The following is a 15,360-nucleotide window of genomic DNA, read 5'->3' as shown; positions in this document are numbered from 1 at the left end:
GGCTCCGGCCGCTCTACTCGAGCTTTATCCAACGTGACCGGGTCATGTTGGATAAAACTCCAGTCATCCGCCTCAACGCGCAATCCGATCCGGGGTCTGCCAGGCCCCTCCAGAGTTGCGCTCTAATCCAGGTCCGATGCGCTTTCACCGCGATAGCGATGCAACATAAGCGCCCGCTTTACGAACCCGGCCGCCGCCTTTCCTTCAAGTACGGCTGCATGTATCACATTTCCGCCCCCAAATGCCAAATCCATTTCTTCCCCCGTAAAAAGAGTGAAAGAAGGGATTTCCGGACCCTCCAGATGCACCACGGCACGGCGAGCCTGATCGAGCTTGCGTACGCCGTCGGCGGCGGCTTCCTTTGCGTGCAACACCATGGCGGCTGTCCCGGTGCGGATCGCCTGATCCACCTTGGTCGAGCCAGATACCACAGCCCCGGCCTTGCGAGCCAGGGCGAGGCTGCCAAGGGCAGATTTCGTCAGCAACTGGTCCACCAGCGCGCCAAGATCCGCCTGCGGCGTTACACCTTCCTTCAGCGCCCGCGCAAAAAGCTTGCGCTTGACCGCTTCATCCACCAGACGGCGCTCGGCCTTGACCCAGCACCCCCTGCCCGGCAGAGTTCTTTTCAAGTCCGGCACCACGGAACCGTCGGGACCGGCCACGAAACGGATCAGATCATCGGCAGAACCGCTTTCGCGCGTGACGATACAGGTTCTGTCATTCATATCCTGCTCCACGCGAACTCCAGTCTTGCCATATTGCGGTCTGCCCGCACGTCGGACGTAACGCGGGCGCTGTACCAGAGCATAAGCCCCACCACAACCCGGAACATGTCCGAAACCTGAACTGGCCAATCAATTCGAATGAATGACGACCATTTTTCAGGGATGAATTGCAAGAGCCGCATAGCTTACGCCTGAATTACACCAGACGTAAGAAGCCATGCGGCTCTTTTTATTCTGGCTCACCTCTTAGGAGGCAGCTTCCTCTTCACCGACTTCGGCTTCTTCTTCCTGAGCCGATGCCAGTTCTTCTTCCGTGATCCATCCTGCCTTCAAACGCGCAGTCAGGACCATCTGTTCCGCATCGACGCGCGAAACATCGAAGGAAGAGAAGATACCGCTATGAGCAACGGTTTCACCGTCCTTGCGTTCACGCCAGCCGACCAGATCATCGACGGCATAGCCGGCAAAGTCTTCCATCGTCTTGACGCCGTCTTCACCGACAGCCACGAGCATTGCCGTGGTGATACCCGGCAGTTCGCGCAGTTCGTCTTCGACGCCCAGTTCCTTGCGGCGATCATCCTGTTCGCTCTCGATGCGATCCAGATATTCGCGGGCACGTTCCTGGATTTCGCCAGCCGTATCCTCATCGAAACCATCGATAGAGGCGATTTCGCCCGGCTCGACATAGGCCAGTTCTTCAACAGATGCGAAACCTTCGGAGGCCAGAACCTGACCAACCATCTCGTCAACGTTGAGGGCATCCATGAAGAGCGTCGAACGCTCGGTGAATTCCTTCTGGCGACGTTCGGATTCTTCGTCTTCCGTCAGGATGTCAATGTCCCAGCCGGTGAGCTGGGAAGCAAGGCGCACGTTCTGACCGCGACGACCGATTGCAAGTGATAGTTGGTCATTCGGAACGACAACTTCAATACGTTCAGCATCTTCATCGAGAACAACCTTGGCAACTTCAGCTGGCTGAAGCGCGTTGACGATGAAGGAAGCAGCGTCCGGCGACCACGGAATGATGTCGATCTTTTCACCCTGCAGTTCGCCCACAACGGCCTGAACGCGGGAGCCACGCATACCGACGCAGGCGCCGACCGGATCGATGGACGCATCACGCGACACGACGGCAATCTTGGCGCGGGAACCCGGATCGCGGGCAACCGACTTGATTTCGATGATGCCGTCATAGATTTCCGGCACTTCCATGGTGAAGAGCTTCGCCATGAAGGACGGATGGGTACGCGACAGGAAAATCTGCGGGCCGCGCTGTTCGCGACGCACGTCGTAGACATAGGCGCGGATGCGGTCACCATAACGGAAAGCTTCACGCGGGATCAGTTCATCGCGGCGCACGATGGCTTCGCCACGACCGAGATCGACAATCACATTGCCATATTCGACGCGCTTGACGGTGCCGTTGACGATCTCACCAACGCGATCCTTGTATTCGTCATACTGGCGGTCACGCTCGGCTTCGCGCACTTTCTGCACGATGACCTGCTTTGCCGACTGGGCAGCAATACGGCCGAAATCCATCGGCGGCAGCTGATCGGCGATGAAGTCGCCGACCTGTGCGTCCGGGTTACGATCGCGTGCGGTGAAGAGCGAAATCTGCGTCGCGTAATCCTCGACATGCTCGACGACTTCGAGCAGGCGCTGCAGCTTGATCTCGCCGGACTTCGCATTGATGTCCGCGCGGATGTTGCTTTCCTGGCCGTAACGCGAACGCGCCGCCTTCTGGATCGCATCGGCCATGGCCGCAAGAACGATCTCGCGGTCGATCGACTTCTCGCGTGCGACCGCATCGGCGATCTGCAGAAGCTCCAGCCTGTTAGCACTGACTGCCATTGGACTCTCCTTGGTGTCGCACCCGGCTCCTCTAGATGCCGGACGCCAGAAACTTATTCTTTATCTTCAGCTTCGCCCGATGCGGTTTCATCGGACTGCTCGCCCGCTTCTTCGCTACCGAGGTCGTCACCGGGAATGCGGCCTTCGCGCAGGGCCTTGTCCTTGCGCAGCGCATCGCGGATCAGGTCATCGGTCAGCACGAGGCGTGCATCAGAAATCAGATCGAATGGAATGCGCACGACAGGTTCGCTGCCGTAGGAAATCTGGTCGCTTTCGATCACGACCGATTCCTCATTCCCCAGGACGATGCGGCCGCGGAATTTCTTGCGGCCTTCGTGCACGACGGAGGTTTCCACCTTTGCGATGTGACCGGCCCAATCGGCAAAGTCCGACTTGCGAACCAGCGGGCGGTCGATACCGGGAGACGAAATCTCCAGATGGTATTTTCCACTGATGGGATCTTCCACGTCGAGAACCGGGGCAACCGTACGGCTGACCAGTTCGCAGTCATCGACCGTCATCGTGCCATCGGGACGTTCGGCCATGATCTGCAAGGTCTGGCCATTGAGCCCCGAAAGGCGCACGCGTACCAACCGAAAGCCCAGCGTATTGATGACGGGCTCGATGATGGAAGCCACTTTCGCATCAATACCCGTCTCGCGAATGATGCGTTCATCCGCGCCTGTTGCGAGCACTTCCGCTTCGTTTGCCTGAACCTGTTCCGTCAACCTAAAAACCTTTCAAAAGGCCGGAAAGCCCCTTCAAGTTAGCCGTAAGTAACAAAAAAGAGCGGGACCGGGTGGACCCACTCTTGTTCAAACGACCAAGAATTTGAGACTTATATACCAGCAGAAGCGGATTTTTTCAAGACCGCTTCTGCTGTTCGATTCAATCCGTTCGCTGCTGGTAGCTTCAACGACGGATGAAGGTCAGATAGGCTGCACGGCGTCCTTCGCGAAAAGCCTTTGCCTCATAGCGCGTGCCAGGCCAGCCTTCATAGGCGTCGTTCCAGTCGGACGGGCCTTCTGCCTGCCAGTCGAATGCAGGATGACGGCGACAATGCTGGAGCGTCCAGTTGACATAATGTTCAATGTCGGAAGCAAACCTGAATTTTGCGCCAGGTTTCAGGACACGGGCGAAGCGGTCGAGATTGGCATCGCTGACGAAACGGCGCTTCCAGTGGCGACGCTTGTGCCATGGATCGGGATAGAAGAGATCAATACCCGACAAGGAGGCGTCCGGCAGCCAGTCCAGAACCGCCGTCGCATCCTCGTCGTAGAGACGCAGGTTCGGCCGCGGTTCCCCGTCCAATGCCGCCAGCATCTTGGCCATGCCGTTGATGAAAGGCTCGACGCCAATGAAACCCGTTTGCGGATAACGGCCTGTCTCATGGTGCAGGTGCTCACCGCCGCCAAAACCGATTTCCAGACGCACTGCATCGACCTTCGCTTCGAAGAGCATGCGCAGATCCTGTGGCGCTGGGCTTTCGACGTTGATCTCGAGGCGAGGCAGAAGATCCTCGAACAGGTTCTTCTGATGGTTGCGCAAAGGCTTGCCGTGGCGACGGCCGAAGAAATTTCCGGCACCGCGCATAGGATGAGATTCTTCGGTCATATTTTATCCGTCGGCATCATATCGGTGTTCTATTTATTCGTTTTGACGCGCATCTAGCCCGAAAACCGTTTCACATTTTTCGGGATGCGCTCCAATAACAGAAGAGCGCGATCCAAGACCGCGCTCCTCGAAAATCGTCGGGACACATAACGCCAAGCGGCTTGCGATGCAACTTTCCGCCAGGAAAGTTACGCCACCGCGGCCTTCAGAGCCTTGGTCAGGTCCGTCTTCTCCCAGGAGAAAGAACCGTCACGGCCCGGCTTGCGGCCGAAATGACCGTAAGACGAGGTCTTGGCATAGATCGGCTTGTTGAGGTCGAGATGCTTGCGGATGCCGGTCGGCGACAGGTCCATGACCTCGCGAAGCGCTTCCTCAACCGCAGATTCGGCCACCTTGCCAGTGCCATGCAGATCGACATAGACCGAAAGCGGCTGTGCCACACCAATGGCATAGGAAAGCTGGATCGTGCAGCGGTCGGCAAGACCTGCAGCAACGACGTTCTTGGCCAGATAGCGCGCGGCATAGGCGGCGGAGCGATCCACCTTGGTCGTGTCCTTGCCCGAAAATGCGCCGCCGCCATGCGGAGCGGCACCACCATAGGTATCCACGATGATCTTGCGGCCAGTCAGACCAGCATCGCCGTCCGGTCCGCCGATGACGAACTTGCCGGTCGGATTGATGTACCAGTTGCAAGTGGCTGCGATCGGAAGCTCGCCGAGCGCATCACGGATATAGGGTTCGACAACCGAACGAACCTTTTTCGAATCCCAGCTTGCGTCCAGATGCTGCGTGGACAGAACGATCTGCGTGACCTCAGCGGCCTTGCCGTTCTCGTAACGCACGGTGACCTGGCTCTTGGCGTCGGGGCCGAGTTTGCCTGCGTCGCCTTCACCCTTGTGACGGGCTTCGGAGAGCTTTTCGAGAATCTTGTGCGAATAATAGATCGGGGCCGGCATGAGGTCCGGGGTTTCGCGGCAAGCATAACCGAACATGATGCCCTGATCGCCTGCACCTTCTTCGCCCTGACGATCGGCGGCGTTGTCCACGCCTTGCGCGATATCGGCGGACTGCGGATGCAGAAGCACGTCGATCTTCACCGTCTTCCAGTTGAAACCGTTCTGCTCGTAACCGATTTCCCGGATCGCCTTGCGGGCTGCCGAGCGAAAACGCGAAGGATTGATCAGCGGATGCCCTGCAGCATCATGGGCGACAGTGCCGTCCTTATTCTTCTTCAGGAACGTATCCGGCACGCGCACTTCGCCGGCAATGACCACACGATTGGTGGTGGCAAGCGTTTCGCAGGCAACACGGACAGACCAGGGATCAACGCCGGTGCGACGCGCTTCCTTATAGATCATGTCCACGATTTCATCGGAGATGCGGTCGCAAACCTTGTCCGGATGTCCTTCGGACACAGATTCGCTGGTGAAGAGATAAGAACTGCGCGACACGGGTAACCCCTCTTGAAAATCCAACGGAGAATATCTCCGCCATGGAAACACAGTAGCGCCCGGAACAGGCTTTCAGCGTTCCGGGCACGGTAATGTGTTAGCGAAGTTGGGATTAAACCGTCAATGCATATTCTTGTTGCGACAGTGCATCAGCGGGAAAATTCATTCCGGATGGCATTTTCTGCCTGTTCAGGCACTGTAAATCGCAAAACCGGCGGGACATGTCCATGTCCCGCGCTTACTGCACTTTTCGAGATATGAAATCAGTCAGCGTCCGCAGCGAGCGACTTCACGAGATCGATGATCTTGCGGCGCACTTTCGGATCTGAAATTTTCGTGAAGGCGCGGGTCAGCTGAACACCTTCGTTGGAATTCAGGAAATCGACCACATAGGTTGCTTCATTGTCTTCCGCAAAACCGGCCTGGTTCGAGGAACCTGGTGCGTCTTCAAAAAAGAAGGAAACCGGGACATTGAGAATTGCCGAGATTGCCTGAAGGCGGCTTGCACCGACGCGGTTGGTGCCTTTCTCGTATTTCTGGATCTGCTGAAACGTAATTCCAAGGCTTTCGCCAAGCTTTTCCTGACTGAGGCCCAGCATGTTACGGCGAAGACGGATGCGGCTGCCGACATGCACGTCAATTGGGTTGGGCTTCTTTTTATTCTCAATCATACAACTGTCACTCCTCGCAGCTGCGAGCTTCCATTCATGCTCTGTTCATCTGAACAGCGATAACAATAAGTTTTGGGAGGTAGTCTGACGATTTTCCGCAAAAACCGTCGCCGCCGCGCCATAACATCGTAACAATATTAGTCTGTCAATGAAAACGCCTGCCGATTGGCAGTCGGAAAGCCATGCTCAACACGAGTAAGGTTAACAGCGCTACCAGAGATTGTCGTGAGCCATGTGGCGTGCCCCAAAATGGTGCACGAGATGACGGTAGGTAAGCGTCAACGACCCCGACAGCGTCATGCGCAAGGCCGTCGGTGATTCGACCATAAGCATCAACGACAGCTGAAAGACCATTGTTAGCTGCACGAATGAGGGGGAGCCCTTGCTCCACCGCGCGAACCTGTGCCTGGCGAAAATGCTGGTACGGACCCGGCGTATCGCCATACCATGCGTCGTTTGTCACATTGATGATGGCGCTGGCTTTTTGGCCCGTATATCCAAGCTCATCCGGAAAAATGGCTTCGTAACAGATCAGTGGCAGAAAGGTCTGGCCGTCTTTGACGTTCAGCGCCCGACGCGACGCACCGGCGGTAAATCCGCCCGGCATCTCCACCACTTCCTGAAGTCCAAGCCTGCGCAAAAAACTCTCATAGGGAAGATATTCGCCAAAGGGGACGAGGTGCACCTTGTCGGCGGCATCGACAATCACACCACGATCATCAATCGTATAAATTGAATTATAATAGCGCGGTTCACCGCCCCCTGATGCCTTCTCTTCACGAACGGCACCGGTGAGCAGCATCTGCCCGTCCTTCAGAACCTCGCCGATGCGGGACAGAGCCTCGGGCGTCGAGGTGAGAATATAGGGAACAGCCGTTTCCGGCCAAATGACCACATCGGGTTTCGGCTTGCCTTCCGCTGGCGCTTCGCCCGTCAGCGACACCAGCTTGTCGAAGATAGACCGGCGCTCCGCATTATCCCACTTCATGGTCTGGGCGATAGACGGCTGTACGATGCGAACCGCGAGCGTTCCTTTTTCTTCACCGATTGCCGGCGCTTTTGAAAGCGTCCAGGCACCGAATCCGACATGCGCTGCCACCAGCAACAGGGCGAGAACAATGCCTGTCTTGGCAAACCGCCCACCAATCAGCAGAGCCGGTGCGGCAAAGACAAAGACGGCCAATGCGCTCATCCCGATCAGACCGAGCACGGCAACCGATTGCATCAGCAGCGGCGTCGGCATGATGGCATAGCCGATCGCATTCCACGGAAAACCGGTGAACAGGAAAAGACGCAGCCATTCCGCCAGCGCAAAGCCAAACGCTAGCGCGAAGATACGCCCCAAGCCGTCCGACCAGAAGATGCGCGCAACCATGGCTGCAAACGCATAGAATAGAGCCAGAAATGCAGGGAGGCCTAGAACCGCCAGCGGCAAGGCCCAGGCAAACTGGTCTGCATCAACCAGCAGCGCCGTTCCAATCCACCACAGTCCGGAAACGAAATAGCCAAACCCAAACCACCAGCCAACCATGGCCGCTGGCAACAGACGGCGAACCGGCCCGGCATTCGCTTTCGCAATGGCCCCGTCAATCAACCAGACCAAAATGGGGAAAGAAACGAAACCCGCCACAAAACCATCGAAGGGCGGCTGGGTCAGCGTGGCGAAGGCACCGCTCAGGAAAGCGGCCAACGCTCGACGCCAGCCGCTCGAAAGAATGATTTTCCCCGCCAGCCTTTCGATCATCAGGCCTCTTTAGGAGCGTCGGTTGTGGCTTCAGCCTCTATAGGCTGGTCACCCGGCTTGGCGGATACGACAGCACGCTGCTGGCGACGGCGATCAGCTGCGGAAAGCGGCACAATACGCACTTTCTTCACCCGGCGAGGATCGACTTCCAGCACATGGAATTCATAGCCCGGAATAGCCTGCACCACTTCACCGCGAACCGGAATACGCCCCAGGACCGAGAAGATGAGGCCGCCGACCGTGTCGACATCCTCGCCATGTTCGCCGACTTCGAAGGATGGGCCGATTTTCGCGGCCAGCTCTTCCAGATCGGCGCGCGCATCGACAACGAACACGCCATCGGCTTCTTCGGCGATCATGATTTCTTCGTCGTCATGCTCGTCTTCGATATCACCGACAACCATTTCGACAATGTCTTCCAGTGAAACCAGACCGTCGGTACCGCCATATTCATCAATGACCAGCGCCATCTGGATATGGGTCGCCTGCATGCGCGCCATCAATCCGCTTGCCATCATGGATGGCGGCACAAACAGAACCTTGCGCATGAGATTGAGTTCACCGATCGTCTTGGTGAGATCGATCCGGCCCATGTCGAATTTGGCGGCCTTGTCTTCGGCCGTCGCCTTGCTGCGCGCGCTGCTACGGCGCGTGGTCTTCTGGCGGGCCTGCTTGGTAATGTAATTGAGAACATCACGGATATGGATCATGCCGCGCGGATCGTCCAGCGTCTCGGCATAGACCGGCATACGCGAATGGCCGGATTTTTCGAAAAGCTCCAGCACTTCCCAGAGCGGTGTGGAAATTTCCACTGCCTCGACATCGGCGCGCGGAATCATCACGTCTTCGACGCGAATCTCGCGCAGGCGAAGGATGTTATGCAGCATCGCCTTTTCTTCAGGCGAGAATGCTGAATCCTGTTCGCTTGCCGTGCTGGAAAGGGCATCGGCCAGATCTTCGCGCAGAGAAGATGATTGGCGCGAGCGCATGAACGGGAAAATATTAGACAAGAGGGAACGCTTCTCGGCCACTACGGGCCGCTGCGTACTTTGCCCTTCGGCGTCTTGAGTCTCGCTGCGATTTTCGCCAGCGGACGGGGGGTGCGATGTTTGATCAGCCATGGTCAATCGTTGTTAAGGTCTTATTCGGATACAGCATAAGGGTCGGGGATGGCAAGAGCATGAAGGATTTCACGCTCGCGCCCCTCCATAACCTCCGCTTCCGCATCGGTTTCGTGATCGTAACCCAAAAGGTGCAAAAAGCCATGCACGACGAGGTGAGCGAGATGGTTTTCGAGCGGCTTGCCCTCTTCACGGGCCTCACGCTCGACAGTTTCGCGCGCGATGATGATGTCGCCCAGCATCGGGCCCGGCTGCGCCCCGGCCTTGACCGGAAACGCAGGAAACGACAGCACATTGGTCGGCTTGTCCTTGCCGCGCCATTCTGCATTCAGGGTCTGGATCGAGGCATCGTCGGTGAAGACAACACTCAGCTCGCTTGCCGCGCTTTTCAGGCCAAGATTGGCCCAGGCGGCCTCGACCGACTTTCTGACGAGCCCTTCAAGGGCGGTTTCATCCGGCCAGTTGCCAGCTTCAACCATGATATCGATATGGATCGCGTTATTTGACACGTTCTGCGGCGGCTCTCCGTGCTGGCTAGCCGCATCATCCTTTCAGTTACAAGAAAGCTGTCTGCCAAGAGCGGTTCCCACTTTTGGGGACACACTCGAAAAGGCAGACAGCTTTTCTTAAATCGTGATTCCAATAGGCAATTGCAAGATCATTCCGAACGCGCGTGCTGTTTGCCGTCGCGGTCGTAAGCTCCGACGATTGCCGCCACCAGCGGATGACGAACAACGTCTTTCTCCGTAAAGCGCACCTTGATGACGCCCTCGACATCGTCCAGCACGCGAAGCGCTTCAACGAGACCTGATTTCTGGCCCGGCGGAAGATCGATCTGACTCGGATCACCATTGACCATCATGCGCGACCCCTCGCCCAAGCGGGTCAGGAACATCTTCATCTGCATGGACGTCGTGTTCTGTGCTTCATCGAGAATGACCGCGGAATGTGCCAGTGTGCGCCCGCGCATGAAGGCAAGCGGCGCGATTTCGATCACACCTGCCGTAATGGCACGCTCAACCTTTTCGGCAGGCATCATGTCGTAAAGCGCATCGTAAAGCGGGCGCAAATAGGGATCGACCTTTTCCTTCATATCGCCCGGCAGGAAGCCCAGTCGTTCGCCGGCCTCGACAGCCGGACGCGACAGGATGATGCGCTCCACCAGGCCGCGTTCCAGCAGCATCGCCGCATGGGCGACGGCAAGATAGGTCTTGCCGGTACCTGCGGGGCCGACGCCGAACACCAGCTCCGACCTGTCGAGCGCACGCATATAGGCATCCTGCGTCGGCGTGCGGGCAAAGATGGTCTTTTTGCGCGTGGAAATCTGGGCAGCAGAGAGCTTGCCCTTGTTTTCCATAGTCGGCAGCGTCAGCTGGTCGTCCGCAGCGATTGCCATGCGCAAGGCGCCGTCGACATCCGACGTCGTCAGCTCATGACCTTTCTGCAGCGTTTCATAAAGATGATCGAGTGCACGCCGCGCCTGCTCGGTTGCGGTCGGCTCCCCCCGGATCGAAAGCTGGTTTCCCTTGGAGCGGACATCCACGCCAAGCTTCTGTTCGATACGGGCCAGATTTTCATCGAACTGACCGTAAAGCGCGATGGCGAGACGGTTATTGTCGAAGGTGAGCACGATGTGGGCCATATCCGAGGCCCCGGTCGTCGGGCTTTTTTGCGTTTGATTGGTTGGCTTGGCAGACTTCAGCTTTTCCGTAGCGCTCAACCGTATCTCCTTAAAGCACAATCCTGAAAAGTTGCGACTTTTCAGACCAGATTATGCGTGAACGCAAACCGTTCACGCATTGCAATCGAAGTCTCGACAGGATTACCGGCAAGCGACTCAATACGCCGAAATTTTCTGCCTCGACATCATCATGCCTTCAGGCCAGTTTTTGCGCAATAAGGCTATTGGTCCCTGTGGATGTGATTTTCACATGAATGATGTCGCCGACCCGGTCATTGCTGTCATCGATGATGACAGGCAGGAGCCATGGCGAACGGCCCACCATCTGGCCCGCGACACGACCCGGCTTTTCAAGCAGCACATCCATCTCGCGACCGATCATGGAATCCTGAAATGCATATTGCTGTTCGGACAGGAGAGCCTGAAGGCGCTGAAGACGCTCATCCTTGACCGCTTCCTCGACATGATCGTCGAGATCGGCACCCGGCGTGCCGGGGCGAGGCGAATATTTGAACGAATAGGCCTGCGCGTAGTTGACCGCGCGCACCAGCCGCATCGTGTCTTCGAAGTCCTGATCGGTTTCACCGGGGAAGCCGACGATAAAATCGCCCGACAGCGCCAGATCCGGCCTCACTTCGCGGATGCGTTCGATCAGACGCACATATTCATCCGCCTTGTGACGGCGGTTCATCGCCTTGAGAATGCGGTCAGAACCGGATTGTACCGGCAGATGCAGATAGGGCATCAGCTGGCGCAGGTCACGGTGGGCGGCAATCAGGCTGTCGTCCATGTCGCGCGGATGGCTGGTCGTATAACGAAGCCGGGCAATGCCCGGAATGCGCGCCAGGCGAAACAGGAGTTCGCCCAAGCCCCATTCGCGACCATCGTCACCAGCGCCGTGCCAGGCATTGACGTTCTGGCCAAGCAAAGTGAGCTCACGCACGCCGCTGTCGGCAAGGCGCTCGGCCTCTGCCACGATCTGCTTCACGCTGCGCGAAACTTCCGAGCCGCGTGTATAGGGAACCACGCAGAAGGTACAGAACTTGTCGCAGCCTTCCTGCACAGTGAGGAAGGCAGAAACACCACGCTTGCGGGTTTCCTCGCGCTTGGGCGACGGCAGGTGTTCGAATTTATCTTCGAGAGCGTATTCGGTCTCAACAACCTTTTCGCCGCTGCGGACCCGCGCAAGCGCATTGGGCAGGCGATGATAGGTCTGCGGACCGATGACGAGATCGACATTCGGCGCCCGGCGCAGGATTTCCTGCCCTTCGGCCTGCGCCACGCAGCCCGCAACACCGATGGTCAGTTCCTTGCCATTCGCTTCACGCGCATCCTTCATCTTGCGCAGACGGCCAAGCGCGGAATAGAGCTTTTCCGACGCTTTTTCGCGAATGTGGCACGTATTGAGCAGAACCAGATCGGCATCGTCCGGCGTATCGGTCGCAACATAGCCTTCCGCTGCAAGGCTGTCGGCCATGCGCTGGCTATCGTAGACGTTCATCTGGCAGCCATAGGTTTTTACGAAAACCTTACGCACATTGGGGCGCTCTGCCGTGGGCTCGAGATCGGTAATATTGTCGCTCATGCGCGGCTATCTACAGCTTTTGTGACCATTTTGAAAGGTGACAATCTGAACACTTGGCTGAACAACGGGCTGAACGCCCGATCGAGCAGTTGTCACTCTTCGGGAATCTCGCGTCCCAGCAACGCGCTTTGCAAAAGCGCACGCACCCGGTTTTCCATCGTGCGAGCCAGCGCCTTGCGGTCTGTCTTGGCCGTTACGACGACCGGCTCGCCAAAACGCACTTCAACGTCGATAGCGCCTTCATGCAAGATACCTTTCAGGTGCGGCATCAGCTCGACGTCGCCCGGCCATGATGCGATCGGGCGGAAATAACGGCCCATGGCCATGCCATGCACGCCCGTATAGGCAATGGCAACCGGCTGAACCACGACTTCGGGTACATTGGCTTCCTTGATCGCGGCATGCGCGGCACCAAAAAGCGCTGTCTTGAACGGCAGGACGCGATTACCATCCGAGGTCGTGCCTTCCGCAAACAGCACCATAGCGTCGTCGGTTACCAGACGCCTTGCGATTTCGGATGTCTGTTCACCCGTTTTGCCCCGCCGTTCCCGCTCCACGAAAACAGTGCGCTGCAAAACGGCGAACATACCGAAAACAGGCCACTTCCTGACTTCCGACTTGGCGATGAAGGAGACCTGACCGACCGTCGACAGAACAATAATATCGCTCCACGAAGTATGGTTGGCGACGAGTAACAAAGGTCGGCCCTCGTGCATCTGGCCGACGGTCTTGATGCGAAAACCGAACAGGCGTGCAGCAATACGATGGAAAAAGGTCGGCAGACGCCGCTTCCAGTTGTTCTTCAGCTTAAGCAACAGATACTGAACTGGAATAAGCGACAGGCTCAATGCGACCATTGCCGCGACGACGAGAAAGATGCGGATTGCTCCGATCATCGTAGCCCTGCCGGAGTACGACTCAGGTCGCGACGCAATATCAGTGCAGCCGAACGCCCATTGGCGGTTTCATAATAAGCAGGTCTGTCGCCAACCTTTTGGAAGCCGAGACGGCGATAAAGCGCCTGGGCGGCAACATTGGCCTCATCCACTTCCAGAAAAAGCGTTTCAGCGCGCTCCTGATAGAGATGGCGCAACACGGCATCCATCAGCGCGCGCCCGACGCCCTGGCGTTGCACATCACGCGCGACGGCGATCGTCAGGATTTCCGCCTCACCTGCCACCAGACGAGCCAGCACGAAACCACAGGCATCGTTCGGTTTGCCTTCCGTACGGGCAACAAAACCGAAAACCGTATCCTGTGCGATCAGCGATCTGAAATCGTCGGAACTCCAGCCGTGATGGAAAGCGACTGCATGAATACGCTGAATCGCATGACTGTCCTGTGCGCCAAGCGGCTCCACCGAGATTTGTCTGCGACCGAAACGCCCAAACGGCAAGCCCATCATTGGCTATTCTCCGGTAGCCTTGCGCGGCAGCGCAAACCCGACCTGCGGCTTCGCATCAGGCCCACGCATGTAAAGCGGCTTCGGCGCATCGCCCGGCTGGCGCAAGCTTGCCAGACGCGCATAGATGCCGATTTTCGCGGTTGGCTCTATCGGGCCCAACTCGAAACGGCCACCAAGCACGTCATTGATCGCAGTGGCTGCAGAACCTGCAAGAACAGTATTTTCCGCTTGAGAAACAGCAAGAGCCTCCGCTTCCTCTCGCGACAGAACCAGCGGCTTCGCGCCCGGCAACCCTTTTGCATCGAATGATTGCGCATAAATCTCGCCACGATGCGCGTCGAGGAGAACCAGAATTGGCTTTTCCGGGGACAGTATCTGTGTTTCCGCAGCCAACGCTTCGAACGCCGTTATGCCGATGGCAGGAACGTCGAGCGCCAATGCAAAGCCACGTGCTGCCGAGACACCGATACGAACGCCGGTAAACGATCCCGGTCCGATATTGACCGCTACCCGATCCATATCGCGGAGCGACAGTTTCGCCTCAGTCACAGCACGTTCGATATAGTCCATCAATACTTCCGCATGTCCCTTGCCGATGTTTTCGCTCACATCGGCAAGCACGACATCGCCGTCGGCATTGTAGACGGCAACGGAACACCACGAAGCGGCAGTATCAAGCGCAAGTATCTTCATGCGCAACCGGGTAAATCAGATTTTACCTCGCGACAAGCCAAGTCTTGTCCAAAGGCTGGATCAGTTTCGTTTTTTAGCCCTTCTCGCGGAACAAAACTTGGCGATATACGTTTGAAAACCGGGTGCGGCAACGTTTTTGCTTTGTCCTGACGGCGACAAGGCCCATTCAGCAATCGAGCCTTACAATGATCTGGCGGGTTCATTTGCCTTTGGAACACCCACCCGTGACCATAAGCGACATCTCCCAGCCGCTCCAAGCCGGATCGAACAACAGGATATGAGGATAAAATGTCCAAGAAGTCGATGCATGCAACCCGCAACGATCTTCCTTCCAATACGAAGACGACAATGATCGCGCTGCTCAACGAAAATCTAGCCGCGACAATCGATCTTGCCCTCATCACCAAGCAGGCACACTGGAACCTCAAGGGACCGCAGTTCATCGCCGTTCATGAAATGCTCGATGGTTTCCGCGCCGATCTTGATGAACATGTCGACACGATTGCGGAGCGTGCCGTGCAGATCGGCGGAACGGCCTATGGCACCACGCAGGTCGTGGCCAAGGAAAGCAAGCTCAAGCCTTATCCAACCGACATCTATGCCGTTCACGATCATCTGCTTGCACTGATCGAGCGTTATGGCGACGTTGCCAATCTTGTGCGCAAGTCGATCAAGGATGCAGATGATGCAGGTGACGACGATACGGCGGATATTTTTACCGCCGCTTCCCGTGGTCTCGACAAGGCATTGTGGTTCCTTGAGGCCCACGTTCAGGAAAAGAACTGACCTCACAGATGCAATGAAAAGGCCGGGAAT

At 57.1% G+C, this 15,360-nt stretch carries 15 protein-coding genes; 1 reads left to right on the top strand and 14 read right to left on the bottom strand.

Features of this window, described 5'->3' with window-relative positions; genetic code table 11:
• Nucleotides 1-122: 122 nt before the first annotated feature.
• The 14 genes from OHI65_RS22635 to tsaB all read right to left on the bottom strand — a co-directional run bounded on the left by OHI65_RS22635 (nucleotide 123) and on the right by tsaB (nucleotide 14,544).
• Nucleotides 123-725: an RNA-binding protein gene (locus OHI65_RS22635; RefSeq protein WP_012090992.1), complete on the bottom strand. Its 603-nt coding sequence runs from the start codon at nucleotides 723-725 to the stop codon at nucleotides 123-125.
• A gap of 246 nt (nucleotides 726-971) precedes the next feature.
• Nucleotides 972-2,579 (bottom strand): transcription termination factor NusA, encoded by a 1,608-nt coding sequence (gene nusA, locus OHI65_RS22630; RefSeq protein ID WP_012090993.1) that lies wholly within the window; start codon nucleotides 2,577-2,579, stop codon nucleotides 972-974.
• 53 nt (nucleotides 2,580-2,632) lie between these two features.
• Nucleotides 2,633-3,307, bottom strand: a complete 675-nt coding sequence (rimP, locus tag OHI65_RS22625) for a ribosome maturation factor RimP (protein ID WP_125300456.1) — start codon at nucleotides 3,305-3,307, stop codon at nucleotides 2,633-2,635.
• Nucleotides 3,308-3,491: 184 nt separating this feature from the next.
• On the bottom strand, nucleotides 3,492-4,193 hold the full coding sequence (trmB, locus tag OHI65_RS22620) for a tRNA (guanine(46)-N(7))-methyltransferase TrmB (RefSeq protein WP_125300455.1): 702 nt from the start codon (nucleotides 4,191-4,193) through the stop codon (nucleotides 3,492-3,494).
• A 188-nt stretch (nucleotides 4,194-4,381) separates the two neighbouring features.
• Nucleotides 4,382-5,644 (bottom strand): methionine adenosyltransferase, encoded by a 1,263-nt coding sequence (metK, locus tag OHI65_RS22615; RefSeq protein WP_010657770.1) that lies wholly within the window; start codon nucleotides 5,642-5,644, stop codon nucleotides 4,382-4,384.
• Nucleotides 5,645-5,907: 263 nt separating this feature from the next.
• The gene (locus OHI65_RS22610) at nucleotides 5,908-6,315 is read right to left on the bottom strand and encodes a helix-turn-helix domain-containing protein (RefSeq protein WP_010657769.1); all 408 of its coding nucleotides are present in this window, start codon (nucleotides 6,313-6,315) and stop codon (nucleotides 5,908-5,910) included.
• A 145-nt stretch (nucleotides 6,316-6,460) separates the two neighbouring features.
• Entirely contained in the window at nucleotides 6,461-8,059 is a 1,599-nt protein-coding gene (gene lnt, locus OHI65_RS22605; RefSeq protein ID WP_125300454.1) for an apolipoprotein N-acyltransferase, read from the bottom strand.
• Nucleotides 8,059-9,180, bottom strand: a complete 1,122-nt coding sequence (locus tag OHI65_RS22600; protein ID WP_012090998.1) for a hemolysin family protein — start codon at nucleotides 9,178-9,180, stop codon at nucleotides 8,059-8,061. Before OHI65_RS22600 ends, lnt begins: the two co-directional genes overlap by 1 nt.
• A gap of 20 nt (nucleotides 9,181-9,200) precedes the next feature.
• On the bottom strand, nucleotides 9,201-9,689 hold the full coding sequence (ybeY, locus tag OHI65_RS22595) for an rRNA maturation RNase YbeY (RefSeq protein ID WP_012090999.1): 489 nt from the start codon (nucleotides 9,687-9,689) through the stop codon (nucleotides 9,201-9,203).
• Nucleotides 9,690-9,838: 149 nt separating this feature from the next.
• On the bottom strand, nucleotides 9,839-10,900 hold the full coding sequence (locus OHI65_RS22590) for a PhoH family protein (protein ID WP_012091000.1): 1,062 nt from the start codon (nucleotides 10,898-10,900) through the stop codon (nucleotides 9,839-9,841).
• 157 nt (nucleotides 10,901-11,057) lie between these two features.
• Nucleotides 11,058-12,446: a tRNA (N6-isopentenyl adenosine(37)-C2)-methylthiotransferase MiaB gene (miaB, locus tag OHI65_RS22585; RefSeq protein WP_125300453.1), complete on the bottom strand. Its 1,389-nt coding sequence runs from the start codon at nucleotides 12,444-12,446 to the stop codon at nucleotides 11,058-11,060.
• A gap of 92 nt (nucleotides 12,447-12,538) precedes the next feature.
• The gene (locus tag OHI65_RS22580) at nucleotides 12,539-13,342 is read right to left on the bottom strand and encodes a lysophospholipid acyltransferase family protein (protein ID WP_125300452.1); all 804 of its coding nucleotides are present in this window, start codon (nucleotides 13,340-13,342) and stop codon (nucleotides 12,539-12,541) included.
• Nucleotides 13,339-13,851, bottom strand: a complete 513-nt coding sequence (gene rimI / locus OHI65_RS22575; protein WP_125300451.1) for a ribosomal protein S18-alanine N-acetyltransferase — start codon at nucleotides 13,849-13,851, stop codon at nucleotides 13,339-13,341. The genes OHI65_RS22580 and rimI overlap by 4 nt, the downstream gene beginning before the upstream one ends.
• A 3-nt stretch (nucleotides 13,852-13,854) precedes the next feature.
• Nucleotides 13,855-14,544: a tRNA (adenosine(37)-N6)-threonylcarbamoyltransferase complex dimerization subunit type 1 TsaB gene (tsaB, locus tag OHI65_RS22570; protein WP_125300450.1), complete on the bottom strand. Its 690-nt coding sequence runs from the start codon at nucleotides 14,542-14,544 to the stop codon at nucleotides 13,855-13,857.
• Nucleotides 14,545-14,832: 288 nt separating this feature from the next.
• Here tsaB and dps point away from each other — a divergent pair, with 288 nt between their 5' ends.
• Nucleotides 14,833-15,330, top strand: coding sequence for a DNA starvation/stationary phase protection protein Dps (dps, locus tag OHI65_RS22565; RefSeq protein WP_012091005.1), 498 nt, complete (start codon nucleotides 14,833-14,835; stop codon nucleotides 15,328-15,330).
• Nucleotides 15,331-15,360 lie beyond the last annotated feature (30 nt).

Source organism: Brucella sp. MAB-22 (genome assembly GCF_025908475.1).
GTDB lineage: Bacteria > Pseudomonadota > Alphaproteobacteria > Rhizobiales > Rhizobiaceae > Brucella > Brucella anthropi.
The sequence above is the reverse complement of the archived record's forward strand: the minus strand, read 5'-3'. Positions and strand labels throughout refer to the sequence as shown.

Coding starts and splice junctions, on each gene's coding strand:
- OHI65_RS22580 (WP_125300452.1), bottom strand. CDS start 13,342: ATGATCGGAGCAATCCGCATCTTTCTCGTCGTCGCGGCAATGGTCGCA.
- tsaB (WP_125300450.1), bottom strand. CDS start 14,544: ATGAAGATACTTGCGCTTGATACTGCCGCTTCGTGGTGTTCCGTTGCC.
- miaB (WP_125300453.1), bottom strand. CDS start 12,446: ATGAGCGACAATATTACCGATCTCGAGCCCACGGCAGAGCGCCCCAAT.
- trmB (WP_125300455.1), bottom strand. CDS start 4,193: ATGACCGAAGAATCTCATCCTATGCGCGGTGCCGGAAATTTCTTCGGC.
- nusA (WP_012090993.1), bottom strand. CDS start 2,579: ATGGCAGTCAGTGCTAACAGGCTGGAGCTTCTGCAGATCGCCGATGCG.
- OHI65_RS22610 (WP_010657769.1), bottom strand. CDS start 6,315: ATGATTGAGAATAAAAAGAAGCCCAACCCAATTGACGTGCATGTCGGC.
- OHI65_RS22635 (WP_012090992.1), bottom strand. CDS start 725: ATGAATGACAGAACCTGTATCGTCACGCGCGAAAGCGGTTCTGCCGAT.
- OHI65_RS22600 (WP_012090998.1), bottom strand. CDS start 9,180: ATGGCTGATCAAACATCGCACCCCCCGTCCGCTGGCGAAAATCGCAGC.
- lnt (WP_125300454.1), bottom strand. CDS start 8,059: ATGATCGAAAGGCTGGCGGGGAAAATCATTCTTTCGAGCGGCTGGCGT.
- dps (WP_012091005.1), top strand. CDS start 14,833: ATGTCCAAGAAGTCGATGCATGCAACCCGCAACGATCTTCCTTCCAAT.
- rimI (WP_125300451.1), bottom strand. CDS start 13,851: ATGATGGGCTTGCCGTTTGGGCGTTTCGGTCGCAGACAAATCTCGGTG.